Source organism: Ensifer sp. WSM1721, assembly GCF_000513895.2.
GTDB lineage: Bacteria > Pseudomonadota > Alphaproteobacteria > Rhizobiales > Rhizobiaceae > Sinorhizobium.
This window is the reverse complement of record NZ_CP165784.1, coordinates 112,972-126,960: the sequence shown is the minus strand read 5'-3', so window position 1 is coordinate 126,960 and position 13,989 is coordinate 112,972. Positions and strand designations below refer to the sequence as shown.

Here is a 13,989-nt window from a genome sequence, read left to right as displayed (position 1 = left end):
CATAGGACGACGGGATGAGCCGGAACCCCATCGCCGTGCGTATTTCGATGATGCCGAACGGGTATTGCTTTCCGCGACTTACTGAAATCGGTGTCCGGGATTTACTGAAACACGCAGGATCGGCGCCTCGAGTTTCTTCGGCCGTTTGCGAGATAGCCAGATAGCGCGGTAGCTCGACTACGACGATGGCGTGTATGGGCAAATGCCCTATTTGCGGAAACTCGTGTTCCGAACCATAAGGAACGCGTCGTCGAGTTTAACATCGCTACAACGCAGGGGGGAGTGCTTCCACCCGGCGCAGACCCGTAGCGGCGATCAGGGGCCAGATAGGTTCGGGCACGCCATGGTGCGCTCACCGAGGACTCGCCGCTATTTCTGTCTCCGGCGGGCGGGCTCATCGCCAAGCGACGGACCATATGGTTTTCCAGAAGCTTCGCACCAACCTTGGCCGGACCGTACGGGCGACCACGGCGAGGTGCGCATTCATGACCTGCGCCACACCTTCGTTTTGCCAAACGCGCTTCGCATCAGACGAGATGCGAAGCGCGCGATTGTACTAGATAATAATGAGAGCGCGCTCATTGCTGGGCGTGACCCGTTCCGCGCCGTTCGCGGTGATCACGACCGTCTCGCTGAGCCCAAAGTGCTTGCCCGCGACAGCAAGCATGTGGAAGGCCATGCCCTCTTTGACCTCCCAGTCATGGGTCTCATTGAAGTCGAGCGTTTCCCACTCTGCCGTCTTGGGCGGAAAGCCGATGCCGGTCGAATAGCCACTGCGGTTGGGGTAATCCGGCTTGATCGTCCTGATCGGCCCACGGACAAGCGCATCAACGGCCCGGCTGGATACCCCCGGTTTCAGGGCAGCCAAAGCTTCGTCCTGTGCTCGAATGACGACCTCCGCGGCGCGGCGGCTTTCGGCGCTCGGCTCTCCCATAGAGATCGTCCGAACCTGTGTTGCATGATATCGTTCAACACAACCGTAAAGCTCTATCGCAACCAACTCCCTCGGCACGATCGGTTTATTCGTCCAATTGGCATGACAAACGGCGGCGCGATGGCCCGACATGATGTGATGCGGAAGCCCCGTGTATTCGCATCCAGCCGAGACGCCGGTCTGGAAAACGGCAGCTGCGACCTCGGCCTCCGTAGCACCCCGGCGCATCGTCTCTATCGCCGTGCGAATTTCCGCCTCTGCAATGAGTCCGGCCTTGCGGATATATTCCAGCTCTTGCGGAGATTTGATGTGGCGGATTCGTTCGACCAGGTAGCTTGCATCAACAAATCGTGCGGTCGAGAGCTTGCCGACTAGTTCCTCTGCGACCTTCGCAGTTAGGAACCAACTGGATTTCTCGAGACCAATGACGGCGTTGGCGCCACCCACCTTCAGAATGACGTCCACGGTGCGCTGAACGACATCATCACCTTCCTTCCAGGTCTCGTCATGACTGAGCCAGGAATACTCATCGACATTGCCCCTTTCGATATAGCGAACGAGGATCGTCGGCTCTTTCGCACTCTCGGTCACGACGAGCGTCTGATAAGCGAAATAGCCCGACGTCTGGTATCCCGTGAGGTAATAAATATTCTCTGGCGCATGCAGCAACAGAACATCGATGCCACGAGAGCGCATCTCGTCCTGAGTTTTGCGGAGACGTGACTGAAATTCTTCGGTCGAGAACGCTTGGATGCGACCCGGCATGGGTGAGGTCCTTTCAACGTGGGCAACAAGGGTTTGAGTAGAGAACGCCTTCAACCTGCCAAAGCATGGCACGGCCAACGACGAAATCAGCGCGGTCAGCGATGGCTATCGACTCTTTTCCGTCAACGAGCCCGGCGGAACTTGGATCGCGCGTTTTCGTGAACATGGCATTCACACCCAATTCCCGCCGTGCTCAAACGTGAATAACCGACTGTGTCCCCAGAGCCATCGGCGCCGCTTTACCCTTCCTAAATACTATCCCATAATATGGATGTCAACAATTATTGGTTCCCATATTGTGGGTTCCGTGCTATTTGCTTCGTCAGTAGTTTTGAGAGGATCACCATGAATCGCACCGTTGAACTGGCCACCTTCGTCTCTTCGGTCACTGAAATTCCAACTGCGGCAAGACACGCCGCGAAAAGAGTTTTGCTCGATACCGTCGGGGCCGCAATAGCTGGCGCCGCTACTGCGGCAGGAGCTGCAGCCTTAGCTGGCGCCACCGTGTCGTGGGGCGAAGGTGCCGGTCGCGTCTGGTTCTCAGACGTCCGACTCAGAACTGCGGCGGCAGCCTTCGTCAACTCCGCATACGCCTCCATGCTCGATCTCGACGATGGCCATCGTGCCGCAGCCGGTCATCCGGGCGCAGCAATCGTTCCGGCTGTCCTGACTGTTGCAGAGATCGAAGGGGCCAATCCCGCTCGAATGCTTGCAGCGATTGCTCTCGGTTACGAGATTGCGCTTAGGATATCTGCAGCGAGAGACATCAATTCGATTCGGACGACCGATACTGGCAGATGGTGCGGCTACGGGGTGGTGGCAGCGGTAGGATGGCTGAAACGGCTCCCAACAAACATCATTGCCGAGGCAATGGCGATTGCGGGCCACACAGCAAGCAGCCAATCCGCCACCGGCTGGACGAAGGTCGGCCACGCAGTGAAAGAAGGCATCGCGTTCGCAACAGCGAACGCCCTCATGGCGCTCGATCTGGCTGTGGCCGGTTACACCGGACCTCTCGATCTCCTCGATGATCCTGAGCGTTATGACCAGAACCGCTTGGTAGCGAACTTGGGAACCGGCTGGGAGATCGAGAAAGGGTATTTCAAGATATATAGCGCATGCCGCTGGGCACACGCTCCCATTGACGGAGCCCTCGCTCTTCAAGCAAAGCACGCCATTGGCGTTGAAGAGATCGTGGAGATCGAAATCGGCTTGTTTGCACGGGCTTTGACGCTGATCAACAAATCTGAGCCGGAGTCAATTGAGGTGGCGCAGTACAGTATCCCGTTTTCCGTAGCCCTCGCGCTGGTACATGGTGCAAAGGCACTGTTGCCCGTGACTGCGGAGTTTCTAAACGATACTCGCGTCACCTCACTCGCGCGTCGGATTAAACTGGTGCATCGTCCGGACCTGGACCCTTCATTTCCGGCCATGACACCGGCCGCCGTCCGCATACGTTACGCTGGGCGATGCGACCATCTTGACATCCTGGCACCCAAGGGCGAACCGTCTAACCCGCTCTCGGACCAGGACCTGCACGACAAGTTCACGTGGATAGCTCGGGGTCGTATGGCCGGTTCTAGCGCCGAGCGGCTGAAAGCTGCGCTTTGGTCGATTGACGGAGAGGTGAAGACGGATCACCTATTTCAGGCTATGGAAGCGAGTGTGGAACAGGACACCGATGCTCCAATTGCTGTGTCAGCATAACGGGCTGGTGAAGGTATCGCGGAAAAGGGAAGTCTATGCAGGAGACGAGAGAAGCCAACGAAACGGCTACAGGAACCCAGCTTTTGGACCGCGCCGTCGCCGTCTTGCGGTACCTTGGAGACGTTGGTCAGCAGGGGGCGTCTATGGCAGAGATTGGAGACGCGTTGGCCCTCAAACAGTCGACGGCGCATCGAATTGTCACTGCCCTTCAACGACATGGACTTGTCGATCGCGAAGTCCATACGAAACGCTATAGGCTCGGACTCACACTTTTTGCCATGGGCGCGACTGCCGCTGACGGAACAGGTTTAAGACGCCTGGCCCGACCCGCACTTGTGAGGCTCTCGGCAGAGACTGGTGATACACTTTTTCTGATGGCGCGTGCAGGGTTCAATGCTGTATGCGTCGATCGTCAGGAGGGCACCTACTTTCTCGATAGTCTTACCGGGTATGTTGGCGGACAGATCCCGCTCGGCGTTGGCCCGGCGAGCCTCGCGATTCTGGCATTTCTGCCGGAAGACGAAGCCGAAGCGATCATAAATGCGAACGCGGGGCGCTATGAGATGTACAAGCACCTCTCGGCAGGTAGAATCAGGGAAATTCTTCCACAGGTGCGTGAACAAGGATATGCGGTAGATCAAGACGAGCTTGTAGCTGGCATAGCCGCAATGGCAGTTCCCATCCTCCCACAAGGACGGGACGCTGTGGCTGCAATTGCGATCAATATGACCAGTCCCCGCCTGCCCCCGGAGCGCTTGCAGGAGTTGTTGACCTTGCTGCGAAAGGAAGTTCGAGAGATCGAAGACTCGCTCAATCCGCTTGAAGGACATCGTATCGCTCCACTGAACAAATTCGGCGGAATGCATGTGACGAATTCAAATGGATAGATCCTAAGCGCAATTTCACATTTCACGGCATACGCCGCTTGTCATATCGGGCTTCCAGCCCGCGTCCAAGTACGACAAGCGCAATGTGGCTCACAAAACTAGCTGACGGCCTGCGCAAATAGGCAGGCCAGCGAACGGAGACTCGCTTGACTTCCAAGCTGAAACAACTGCGTGCATCAACGGTAGTAGTCGCCGATACGGGCGACATCGAGGCCGTTGCACGGCTCAAACCCGTCGACTGCACGACGAATCCGACGATCGTCCTCAATGCGCTCGGTACGGACATGTTCAAGGACGTGTTTGCCGAAGCCACCGCGTGGGGCAAGGCATCGAGTCTGTCCTCGGAAAAGGCCGCTACGGCTGTCGCCGACCGGCTCGCCGTCTCAGTAGGTGCGGAATTGACGAAGCTCGTGCCCGGCCGGGTTTCGACCGAAGTAGATGCGGACCTCTCGTTCGATATCGAAGGCTCGATCGAGAAGGCCCGTCGGATCATCGCCGACTACAAGGCGCGTGGCATCAGCCAGGACCGCATTCTCATCAAGCTTGCCTCCACATGGGAAGGCATCCGCGCCGCGGAAGTGCTGGAGAAGGAAGGCATCAACTGCAACCTGACTCTTCTCTTCTCCATGCCCCAGGCGGTTGCCTGTGCCGATGCCGGCGTGTTCCTCATCTCGCCGTTCGTGGGCCGCATTCTCGACTGGTACAAGAAGTCAACCGGTAAAGAATTCAGGCCTGAGGAAGACCCGGGCGTCATCTCCGTCCGCGATATCTACAACTACTATAAGGCTAACGACATCCAGACGATCGTCATGGGCGCATCGTTCCGCAATATCGGCGAAATCGAAGCCTTGGCCGGCTGTGACCGTTTGACGATCTCGCCGCAGCTCATGGATGAACTCGACGCCGACCAGGGCACGCTCACCCGCGTTCTTTCTGAAGACAAGATCACTCCGATAGACAAGATTTCGATCGACGAGAAGACGTTCCGCTGGATGTTGAACGAAGACGCCATGGCAACTGAAAAGCTCTCGGAAGGTATCCGCGTCTTCGCAAAAGATCTCGGCAAGCTGCGGGAACTTGTTGCTCGGAGGTTGGCCGCTTAAGCGAAAGCACTCGCAAATTGTATGAATTGGGTACCACGTAACCCCACATTGCACATACAATCTGTGACGTGTCGCCTTGTTTGAGATGCGTCACGCTTGCGGCCACCGCCGACCGCCTGTGCCTGCTTTGACCTCGGCAATTTTTGGGCACACTCATTCCCTGCAGTAAGCCCTGAACGATGCGAATATATCTTGGCTGCACGTGCCGCTTCGAAGAGCGACACGGGCAGCCAAAAGCCAACAGCGCGATGCCATTCAGGCCGCGACGAGATGAAGCATCTTGCTTATCGAGTCTTTCGCGTCGCCGTAATACATGCGCGTGTTTTCCTTGTAGAAAAGCGGATTCTCGATCCCGGAATATCCGGTGCCTTGGCCGCGCTTGGAGACGAACACTTGCTTCGCCTTCCAGACTTCGAGAACCGGCATCCCGGCGATTGGCGAATTCGAGTCTTCCTGCGCGGCGGGGTTGACGATGTCGTTGGAGCCGATGACGATGACGACGTCCGTGTTCGGGAAGTCCTCGTTTATCTCGTCCATTTCAAGCACGATGTCGTAAGGCACCTTGGCTTCGGCGAGGAGAACGTTCATGTGGCCGGGCAGACGCCCTGCGACCGGGTGGATCGCGAAGCGTACTTCCTTGCCGGCTGCGCGCAGCTTACGGGTGAGTTCGGAAACCGCCCCTTGCGCCTGCGCCACCGCCATGCCGTAACCGGGCACGATGATGACCGAATCCGCGTCGTTTAGCGCGGCTGCGACACCTTCTGAATCGATTGCGATCTGCTCGCCCTCGACCGCCATCATCGGACCCGAGGTATTGCCGAAGCCGCCGAGGATGACCGACAGGAACTGGCGGTTCATCGCCTTGCACATGATGTAGGAGAGGATCGCGCCCGAGGAGCCGACCAGCGCGCCGGTGACGATCAGAAGGTCGTTACCGAGCAGGAAGCCGGTGGCCGCTGCCGCCCAGCCCGAATAGGAGTTGAGCATGGAGACGACGACCGGCATGTCGGCGCCGCCGATGGCCATGACCAGATACGCGCCGACGACGAAGGCGATCAGCGTCATGAGGTAGAGCGTCCAGGAGCCCGCGCCGTTCATGTAGAGCAGCATCAGCACGAATGAGGCGGCGACCATTGCGATATTGTAGGCGTGGCGTCCGGACAGGATCAGCGCCTTGCCGCCGATGTGGCCGGAGAGCTTGCCATAGGCGATGATCGAGCCGGTGCAGGTCACCGCACCGATGAAGACGCCGAGGAAGATTTCCACCTCGTGGATGATCTTCTCCGCATGCGTTGCGAATTCATGCACCGTCGTGTCGGAGTTGAGGCCGATGAACACGGCGGCAAGACCGACGAAGGAGTGGAGCGCCGCCACGAGCTGCGGCATGCCGGTCATTTCGACCCGCTGCGCCATGATCGCGCCCAGGACCGCGCCGATCACCAACATGATGACAAGCACGACCGAGACCCCGACGCCCGGGCCGAAGACCGTCGCGATGACGGCAATCGCCATGCCGACGATGCCGTACCACACGGCGCGCTTGGCGCTTTCCTGCCCCGAAAGGCCGCCGAGCGCAAGGATGAAGAGAACCGATGCCGCGATATAGGCGGCAGTCTGGATACCGATAGACATTGTAGATCCCCCGCTGCTTTCTTACGACTTCTGGAACATGTTGAGCATGCGGCGCGTCACCATGAAGCCGCCGACGATGTTGATCGTCGCAATCGCAACGGAAACGGCTGCTAGTACCGTCACCAGCCATCCGCCTGTCGTGATCTGCAGCAATGCCCCGATGATGATAATGCCGGAAATCGCGTTGGTGACGGCCATGAGCGGCGTATGCAGCGAGTGCGACACGCCCCAGATGACCTGGAAGCCGACGAAGCACGCAAGCGCGAAAACGATGAAGTGGCCCATGAAGGCCGCCGGCGCGTAAGCCCCGACGAGAAGCATGAGCAGGCCGCCGATGACGAGAAGCCCGATCTGCTGGCGGGTTGCCGTCTTGAAGGCGGCGGTTTCGGCCGCGCGCTTTTCTTCGGGCGTTAGTTCCTTGGTCTTTTCTTGTCGCTTCTGCGCCGCGATCGCCTGGATCTTCGGCGGCGGCGGGGGATAAGTGATTTCGCCCCGGAAGGCCACGGTCGCGCCCCGGATCACGTCGTCTTCCATGTTGTGAACGAGCGCGCCATCCTTCTTCGGCGTCAGGTCCGTCATCATGTGGCGGATGTTCGTCGAATAAAGCGTCGAGGACTGCGCGGCCATCCGGCTCGGGAAGTCGGTGTGGCCGATCACGGTCACGCCGTTGTCGGAGACGATCTTCTGGTCGGCGACCGTCAGGTCGCAGTTTCCGCCGCGCTCGGCGGCGAGGTCGACGATGACAGAGCCCGGCTTCATCATGGCGACCATGTCGGCAAGCCAGAGCTTCGGCGCGTCGCGGCCGGGGATCAGCGCCGTGGTGATGACGATATCGATGTCGGGTGCGATCTCGCGGAACTCCTTCAGCTGCGCCTCGCGGAACTCCGGCGAGGAGGGTGCTGCATAGCCGCCCGTCGCAGCGCCATCCTGGGCCGGGCCCTCGAAGTCGAGGAAGACGAAATTCGCACCCATGGATACGATCTGCTCGGCCACTTCCGGGCGAACGTCGAAGGCATAGGTGATGGCGCCGAGCGACACGGACGTGCCGACGGCGGCAAGGCCGGCGACGCCCGCGCCGATGACCAGAACCTTGGCCGGCGGGATCTTGCCGGCAGCCGTCACCTGGCCGGTGAAGAAGCGGCCGAAATTGTTGCCTGCCTCGATCACCGCGCGATAGCCGGCGATATTGGCCATGGAGGAAAGCGCGTCCATCTTCTGCGCGCGGCTGATGCGCGGCACCATGTCCATGGCGATCACGTTGGCGCCGATGCCCTTGGCCTGCTCCAGCAGGTCCCTGTTCTGCGCCGGGTAGAAGAAGGAGATCAGCGTCTTGCCGGGGGCGAGCTTCGCGACCTCTTCTGTAAGCGGCGGGCGCACCTTGGCAATCACGTCGGCGTACGAGTAGAGCGCGTCGGCCGTGTCGACCACCGTCACGCCGGCAGCGCGGTAGGTATCGTCCGAAAAGCCGGCAAGCTTGCCCGCGCCGCTTTCGATCACGCATTGATATCCAAGCTTCTGTAACTGGGTCGCGCTGTCCGGCGTCATCGCGACGCGCCCCTCCCCCTCAAGCCGTTCTCGTGGCGAACCTATTAGCATTGTTATCTTTCCATTTCTGCGATTTGACTACCAGGAGCCTTTTCCGCGACACGGCTCCGGTGGCGAAGACCGGACGCTCCTGCCGGCGGATGAATGCTGGTGTGTCCAGTCCGGACGTTCGCCGACACCCCGCACGCGCGGACCCGCATTAGCAATTTCGGAGGTCGCGTGGCCGAGCAACGGACCATCCGAGCATCGGCCAGCTTGTGCGCTTGCACGGCAAATATCGCTCCTCGATAGCGGCCGGGTTCTGCCACTTGTCCCCGTTTCAGGAGACAATCGTCTACGCCCGGTCGCGAAACTTCGCGACCGGATGCCGATCGCTTAGCCGGTACATCTGGCGTTTCGCCCCATATCTCAGAGCTTCGAAACGAAGTCCGACATCTGCCGAATTAGCAGGTAGCCCACGGTTGCGCCGGCATCCTGCAAGCCCTTTGTCTTCTCCTGAAAGGCGGCAGCCTTGCCATGCTGCGCCACCATCGACTTGGTGGACTCAAGAGCTTGTTCAGCGACTTTCGCTGTTTCCAATAGAGCGTCACATAGGTCTTTGTTTGCCGCCGCCTGTCGCTCGAGAGAGTTGGCTATGGGGTCAAGAACATCCAGTAACGTTTTGTCGCCCACGTTGGCTTTACCGCGCTCCGCCACACCATTACGGTAGGCCCGCCAAAAGGCGGCAACTTCAGTTGTTCCCAGTTCTGCTGTGTCTTCTACGGCCTTGCTTCCGCGGAGAAAACCAGTTGCTGTCAAAGTCCCCATGGTGGAAGGCGCAGTGCGGGCCATAGTCGCTCCTGCGGTGCGCAGCAGCTTAGCGATACCGGCCCCCCCACCTTCCGCTTCCAGCGCCTCCGCAGCAGCTGAAAAAGACTTGCTCATCGTAATGCCAAGATCGCTGTCACCAACCTTGCCATCGAGTGCGATTAGATAATCTCGTTGTTCGGCAAAAAGCATCTTCCAACTGTTGAAGAGAGCAATCAGGTCGGCGGCTTTCAACGTCTGCGTAGCCATCATGTCACCTCGCGATGTGCTGGAAGAATGGCGTATTAGCCGGGGCAGCGATAAGTCGATCAAGTTCTTCGTCGAGAAGCAGAATCGAGACTGAAGCACCAGCCATTTCCATTGACGTCGCAAACTCGCCGACCCAAACATGTTTCGCGGTGACGCCGCGAGCTTCGAGTAGTTGCGAAACGCGACGGAAAAGAATGTAAAGTTCTTCAAGCGGCGTGCCGCCAAGTCCGTTCATGAGGACCGCGACGGAGTCACCTTGCTTGTAATCTTGTTCCGCGAAAATGCGATCCATCATCTCGTCAACTACCGCATCGGCCTGTGCTAGCTTCTTGCGACCTATCCCCGGCTCACCGTGAATCCCCATGCCGATCTCCATTTCGTCCTCGCCAATGGAGAAGGTAGTATGGCCTATTTCCGGCACGACGCAGCTCGAAAGTGCAACACCCATCGTACGAGTGCGCAGACGCGCTTTATCCGCAACACGTGCGACCTCATCGAGCGGAAGCCCTTCAGAAGCGGCGGCGCCCGCGGCTTTGTAAATGAAGAAGATCCCGGCAACACCACGGCGTTTGTGCTCTTCGCCGACAACCGATGAGGCGACGTCGTCATTGCCGACGACCTGCTTCACGGCTATTTCATCCAGATCGGCCAGTTCGGCAGCCATGTCGAAGTTAATGATGTCCCCTGAATAGTTGCCGTAGATGTAGAGGACCCCACTCCCTTGATCGACATGCTTAGTCACCTGATAGATCTGCTCGGCACTTGGCGACTGGAAGACGCCACCAACGGCGGCGCCGTCGAGCATCCCGTCGCCAACAAAACCCAGAAATGTGGGAAGATGTCCCGAACCGCCGCCTGTGACAATGCCCACCTTCCCGGGTGTCGAGTTTGCATTAACGAGGCAGCGTAGATCATCGCCGACGTGCGTGACCGTGGGGTGCGCCTTATAAATGCCCTCAAGCATTTCATCGACAAAATCGTTTGGACTGTTCAGAAATTTTTTCAACGCCCTTCCTCCGCTACAATTTCCAATCGCTCTGATTTCGGCGCACGCGATCTTGGCGCTTCCCGACCGCAGGATACCGGCGTCAGTTGAGACACTTCCAGCCGATATCACTGCAGCCTTGAGGTTATTATCCCGCATTATGGATGTCAATAATGCATGACATCCATATTATGGGATATATACCCATCAGTTTGAGTTTTCATCCGATGCAGCGAGTGGATGGACACGGGCCCGCAGCTAATCGCTGAACAGGACGCGCGATGCCTCTTGATTCACTGGGCACCACTAACGCCTCTCACACTTCAATCGGTCGGCTGGAGCGACCGGGCAGCTCTGCTACGAGTATGCGAACCAGGGCTTCCCTGAAGCCGGATCTCACTGCCACTCGAGATGCCACGACGCATATACCGGCGAGAGCCGGAAACCTAACGGGTCCGCGCTCTCAAACGCCGCCAAAGCCACAAAAACGCTGCGCCTTGGATCAAAATGCCCGCACCGGTCACCATCGATGCGACCGCTGCGATTCCAGGCGTGATCTCGAGATTTATGGACCGCCACATCAGACTTGGAATGGTGAGCGCATCACCTCGACCGACAAATATGGCTACTACCACTTCGTCCAACGAGTTGACAAAGGCAAGGGCTGCGCCCACAGCGATCGCAGGCGCCACGAAAGGAAGCATCACTGTGCGCCAGGCATAAAGACGTGATGCTCCAAGTGACTCAGCAGCCTCTATGAGTTGATCATCGAAGTATTCCAAAGCTGTCGAAACCGCCATGAAGATAAATGGCATGATCAGCAGAGCATGACCGATGGCAACGCCGATGGCCGTTCCTATGAGGCCCAATTTGGCCAACAAGAAGAATAACGCAATGGCGAACACAATGACGGGCACGACCATCGGCCCCAAGGCGCTAGACCTTACGAGACTCTTCCACCTACGTGGAGCATAGTGGTTCGCCAAAGCTAGGCCCAAGCCAGCAGGCAATGCGATGGAGACTGCGAGCAAACCAATTAATAGTGAGTTTTTTGCAGCCTTGCGCCACTGCTCGCTCGCGAGAACGTCCTCGTACCAACGTAACGAAAAGTCATTGGGCATCGTAAGAAACTGGCCCGACGAGAACGACATCGTAACAACGACAAAGAGAGGTATCAGTAGAAAGATAATCGTCAGCGCCACCCAAACTATTTGAAGACGTTCCCGAAAAACCTCTCCATCGAACGATGGCTGGATCGACACCCTCTTGTCATCCGCTCGAGTCATCGCGTCAGGGCTATTCCCAGAAGTTGCGGTCGATACGCTCTTTGACATATTCAGTACCCCATTGCTCAGGTCGCATTGATGTTGACCTCGTGCGGCCATTACAATCTCTTCCGCTCTCATCGCTTTTGCTTTGGCTTCGAAAGCCATTGTACGGCACTGAGAAGAAGGAGCGTGAGCAGCATCAAGACCACGCCGGTCGCGGCAGCAAATCCGAAGTCTCCGAACTTCGAGACGCTGATCGCGATCAGCTGACCGAGCATCATCTCACTTGGTCCGCCAAGTAGCGCTGGCGTGATAAAGAATCCCACTGCAATTACAAATACCAGTGATCCGGCATTGCCGATTGTAGGGAATGCAAGCGGCAAGTAGACGGTCCGCAGAGCGTACCATCTGGACGCGCCAAGACCTTCTGCGGCTGTTATTAATTCGTAGGGCATGCTCCGCAACCCGGCGACTGCAGTCAGCACGTAGATTGGTAACAAGAAATGGATCATCCCGATTACCACTGCGCCGGGGGTCGCAAGTAGCGTCTGCGTTCCCAAACCTGCGGCACTCAGCATGGCGACGACCGGTCCCTTGGCGCCAAATAGAATCATCCACGCGAACGCACGTATGAGTGAGCTGGTTAGGAAGGAAAGCACTAATACGGCCAAGGTTACCGAGACCAGGACCTGCCGTTTTGAATGCGCTATGGCATAGGCAACGGGCGTACCGATGATAATACAACCACTCATGGCTAGAAACGACAACCATATTGTGCGACCGCCCACCCGCAAATATGTCTGAGAGCCAAAGAGAGCTTTGTAATTCTGCAGACCTAAGACTGGATCCGTAAAGCTACGAGCAGTCAAATTTGCGATCGGGATCAGAAAGAATATGGCGAGCAAAACGATGCCCGGCAGCACAGCCACAGCAAGCGGGCTAACCTTGAGCTGGTGATCTTTCATCGTGCATCATCCGCCGGCAAGAGTACTGTATCTTCCGCGCGCCAGGCAACATGTACAGTTTGACCTCGAGCATAATCCTTGTTGAGGTGGGCCGTAATTTCGCCCTGCGGGGTATCGAACACTACTTCATAATGTGTGCCCATGAATGTAGTGCGCAGCACGGGTCCGGACATGGCGACCGCGCGTTCATCGCCTTGGCGTGGCGCTCCGGCGTTCTCAGGCCGCAACAACAAAAGAGGCTTTTCTCCTACGGCAAGTCGTTCCGCGGCACTTGCAGGAATTGGGACGCCGATCGTCTGAACATCTCCAAGGCTGATCGTGGCATGGCGACCGTTACGGGGACCAATCTGACATTCGACAATATTGCTGTTGCCAATAAAATCCGCCACGAAGCGAGAAGTCGGTTCCCGATATATTTCTTCGGGGGAACCCACCTGCTCCAACCGGCCATCACGCATGATGACCACTTGCGAAGACAGGGCCAGCGCCTCCGTCTGATCGTGTGTCACGTGGACGAAACTGATGCCAAGACTTCTCTGTAGCTCTTTCAAAAACTCCTGCATGTGCCCGCGCAAATGCTTATCAAGTGCGCTCAGCGGTTCGTCCAGCAAAAGAAGTTTTGGTCCGTAAACAAGACTCCGCGCCAACGCCACGCGCTGTTGTTGGCCGCCGGACAATTCGCGCGGATAGCGATCCGCCCATTGCGTCAGTTGAACCCGCTCTAAGAATTCCAACGCCCGCCGCCGACGCTCGTTGCCAGGCATCTTTCGAAGCTTGAGCGGATATTCGACGTTCTCTCTCGCAGTCAGATGAGGGAAAAGAGCATAGTTCTGAAAAACTATGCCCACCTCTCTAGCACGCGCAGCATAGTGCGTGACATCAACGCCCGCGATGTTGATAGACCCTGTGCTGACACTCGAAAAGCCGGCGATAATCTTGAGGAGCGTTGTCTTTCCCGATCCGCTCGGACCGAGAAAGGTAGTGTAGGAGCCTTGAGGGATTATGAGGTCTATCCCCCGCAATACCTCTACTGCGCCAAAGTATTTCTTGAGATTCTTGATCTGGATTGCGGGGGGCGACCCGCAATCCCTCACGTTTCCAGACACTCTTCTCTTCTCCTAATGTTTTCAGCGAAGTCGACG

The 13,989-nt window shown here is 57.7% G+C and carries 11 protein-coding genes; 3 read left to right on the top strand and 8 right to left on the bottom strand.

Translation table 11 applies throughout. The annotated features are described in order from the left end of the window. Nucleotides 1–556 precede the first annotated feature (556 nt). The gene (locus tag M728_RS26100; protein ID WP_026622848.1) at nt 557–1,699 is read right to left on the bottom strand and encodes a Xaa-Pro peptidase family protein; all 1,143 of its coding nucleotides are present in this window, start codon (nt 1,697–1,699) and stop codon (nt 557–559) included. 345 nt (nt 1,700–2,044) lie between these two features. Here M728_RS26100 and M728_RS26095 point away from each other — a divergent pair, with 345 nt between their 5' ends. From M728_RS26095 to tal, 3 genes are all read left to right on the top strand, one after another. Beyond that, the gene (locus M728_RS26095) at nt 2,045–3,406 is read left to right on the top strand and encodes an MmgE/PrpD family protein (RefSeq protein WP_051441047.1); all 1,362 of its coding nucleotides are present in this window, start codon (nt 2,045–2,047) and stop codon (nt 3,404–3,406) included. A 35-nt stretch (nt 3,407–3,441) separates the two neighbouring features. Beyond that, entirely contained in the window at nt 3,442–4,293 is an 852-nt protein-coding gene (locus tag M728_RS26090) for an IclR family transcriptional regulator (RefSeq protein WP_051441048.1), read from the top strand. A 146-nt stretch (nt 4,294–4,439) separates the two neighbouring features. After that, nucleotides 4,440–5,396: a transaldolase gene (gene tal / locus M728_RS26085; protein WP_026622849.1), complete on the top strand. Its 957-nt coding sequence runs from the start codon at nt 4,440–4,442 to the stop codon at nt 5,394–5,396. Nucleotides 5,397–5,651: 255 nt separating this feature from the next. Here the strand turns inward: tal and M728_RS26080 are convergent, their stop codons facing one another. The 7 genes from M728_RS26080 to M728_RS26050 form a co-directional block, all read right to left on the bottom strand. Further along, the gene (locus M728_RS26080; RefSeq protein WP_026622850.1) at nt 5,652–7,028 is read right to left on the bottom strand and encodes an NAD(P)(+) transhydrogenase (Re/Si-specific) subunit beta; all 1,377 of its coding nucleotides are present in this window, start codon (nt 7,026–7,028) and stop codon (nt 5,652–5,654) included. 21 nt (nt 7,029–7,049) lie between these two features. Next, nucleotides 7,050–8,624, bottom strand: coding sequence for a Re/Si-specific NAD(P)(+) transhydrogenase subunit alpha (locus M728_RS26075; protein ID WP_026622851.1), 1,575 nt, complete (start codon nt 8,622–8,624; stop codon nt 7,050–7,052). Between the two features lie 357 nt (nt 8,625–8,981). Then, entirely contained in the window at nt 8,982–9,632 is a 651-nt protein-coding gene (locus tag M728_RS26070) for a dihydroxyacetone kinase family protein (protein ID WP_370906521.1), read from the bottom strand. A gap of 1 nt (nt 9,633) precedes the next feature. Continuing rightward, nucleotides 9,634–10,635 carry a dihydroxyacetone kinase subunit DhaK gene (locus M728_RS26065; RefSeq protein ID WP_026622853.1) on the bottom strand — a complete coding sequence of 334 codons (1,002 nt, stop codon included), beginning with the start codon at nt 10,633–10,635 and terminating at the stop codon, nt 9,634–9,636. Nucleotides 10,636–11,060: 425 nt separating this feature from the next. Then, on the bottom strand, nt 11,061–12,047 hold the full coding sequence (locus M728_RS26060; protein WP_245269823.1) for an ABC transporter permease: 987 nt from the start codon (nt 12,045–12,047) through the stop codon (nt 11,061–11,063). Beyond that, nucleotides 12,017–12,847: an ABC transporter permease gene (locus M728_RS26055; protein ID WP_051441050.1), complete on the bottom strand. Its 831-nt coding sequence runs from the start codon at nt 12,845–12,847 to the stop codon at nt 12,017–12,019. The genes M728_RS26060 and M728_RS26055 overlap by 31 nt, the downstream gene beginning before the upstream one ends. After that, nucleotides 12,844–13,953 (bottom strand): ABC transporter ATP-binding protein, encoded by a 1,110-nt coding sequence (locus M728_RS26050; RefSeq protein ID WP_084044677.1) that lies wholly within the window; start codon nt 13,951–13,953, stop codon nt 12,844–12,846. Before M728_RS26050 ends, M728_RS26055 begins: the two co-directional genes overlap by 4 nt. Nucleotides 13,954–13,989: the final 36 nt, after the last annotated feature.

Excerpts from the sequence above, each read along its gene's own strand:
- M728_RS26060 (WP_245269823.1), bottom strand. The coding sequence starts at position 12,047 with ATGGCTTTCGAAGCCAAAGCAAAAGCGATGAGAGCGGAAGAGATTGTA.
- M728_RS26080 (WP_026622850.1), bottom strand. The coding sequence starts at position 7,028 with ATGTCTATCGGTATCCAGACTGCCGCCTATATCGCGGCATCGGTTCTC.
- M728_RS26075 (WP_026622851.1), bottom strand. The coding sequence starts at position 8,624 with ATGCTAATAGGTTCGCCACGAGAACGGCTTGAGGGGGAGGGGCGCGTC.
- M728_RS26070 (WP_370906521.1), bottom strand. The coding sequence starts at position 9,632 with ATGATGGCTACGCAGACGTTGAAAGCCGCCGACCTGATTGCTCTCTTC.
- M728_RS26100 (WP_026622848.1), bottom strand. The coding sequence starts at position 1,699 with ATGCCGGGTCGCATCCAAGCGTTCTCGACCGAAGAATTTCAGTCACGT.
- M728_RS26055 (WP_051441050.1), bottom strand. The coding sequence starts at position 12,847 with ATGAAAGATCACCAGCTCAAGGTTAGCCCGCTTGCTGTGGCTGTGCTG.
- M728_RS26090 (WP_051441048.1), top strand. The coding sequence starts at position 3,442 with ATGCAGGAGACGAGAGAAGCCAACGAAACGGCTACAGGAACCCAGCTT.
- M728_RS26095 (WP_051441047.1), top strand. The coding sequence starts at position 2,045 with ATGAATCGCACCGTTGAACTGGCCACCTTCGTCTCTTCGGTCACTGAA.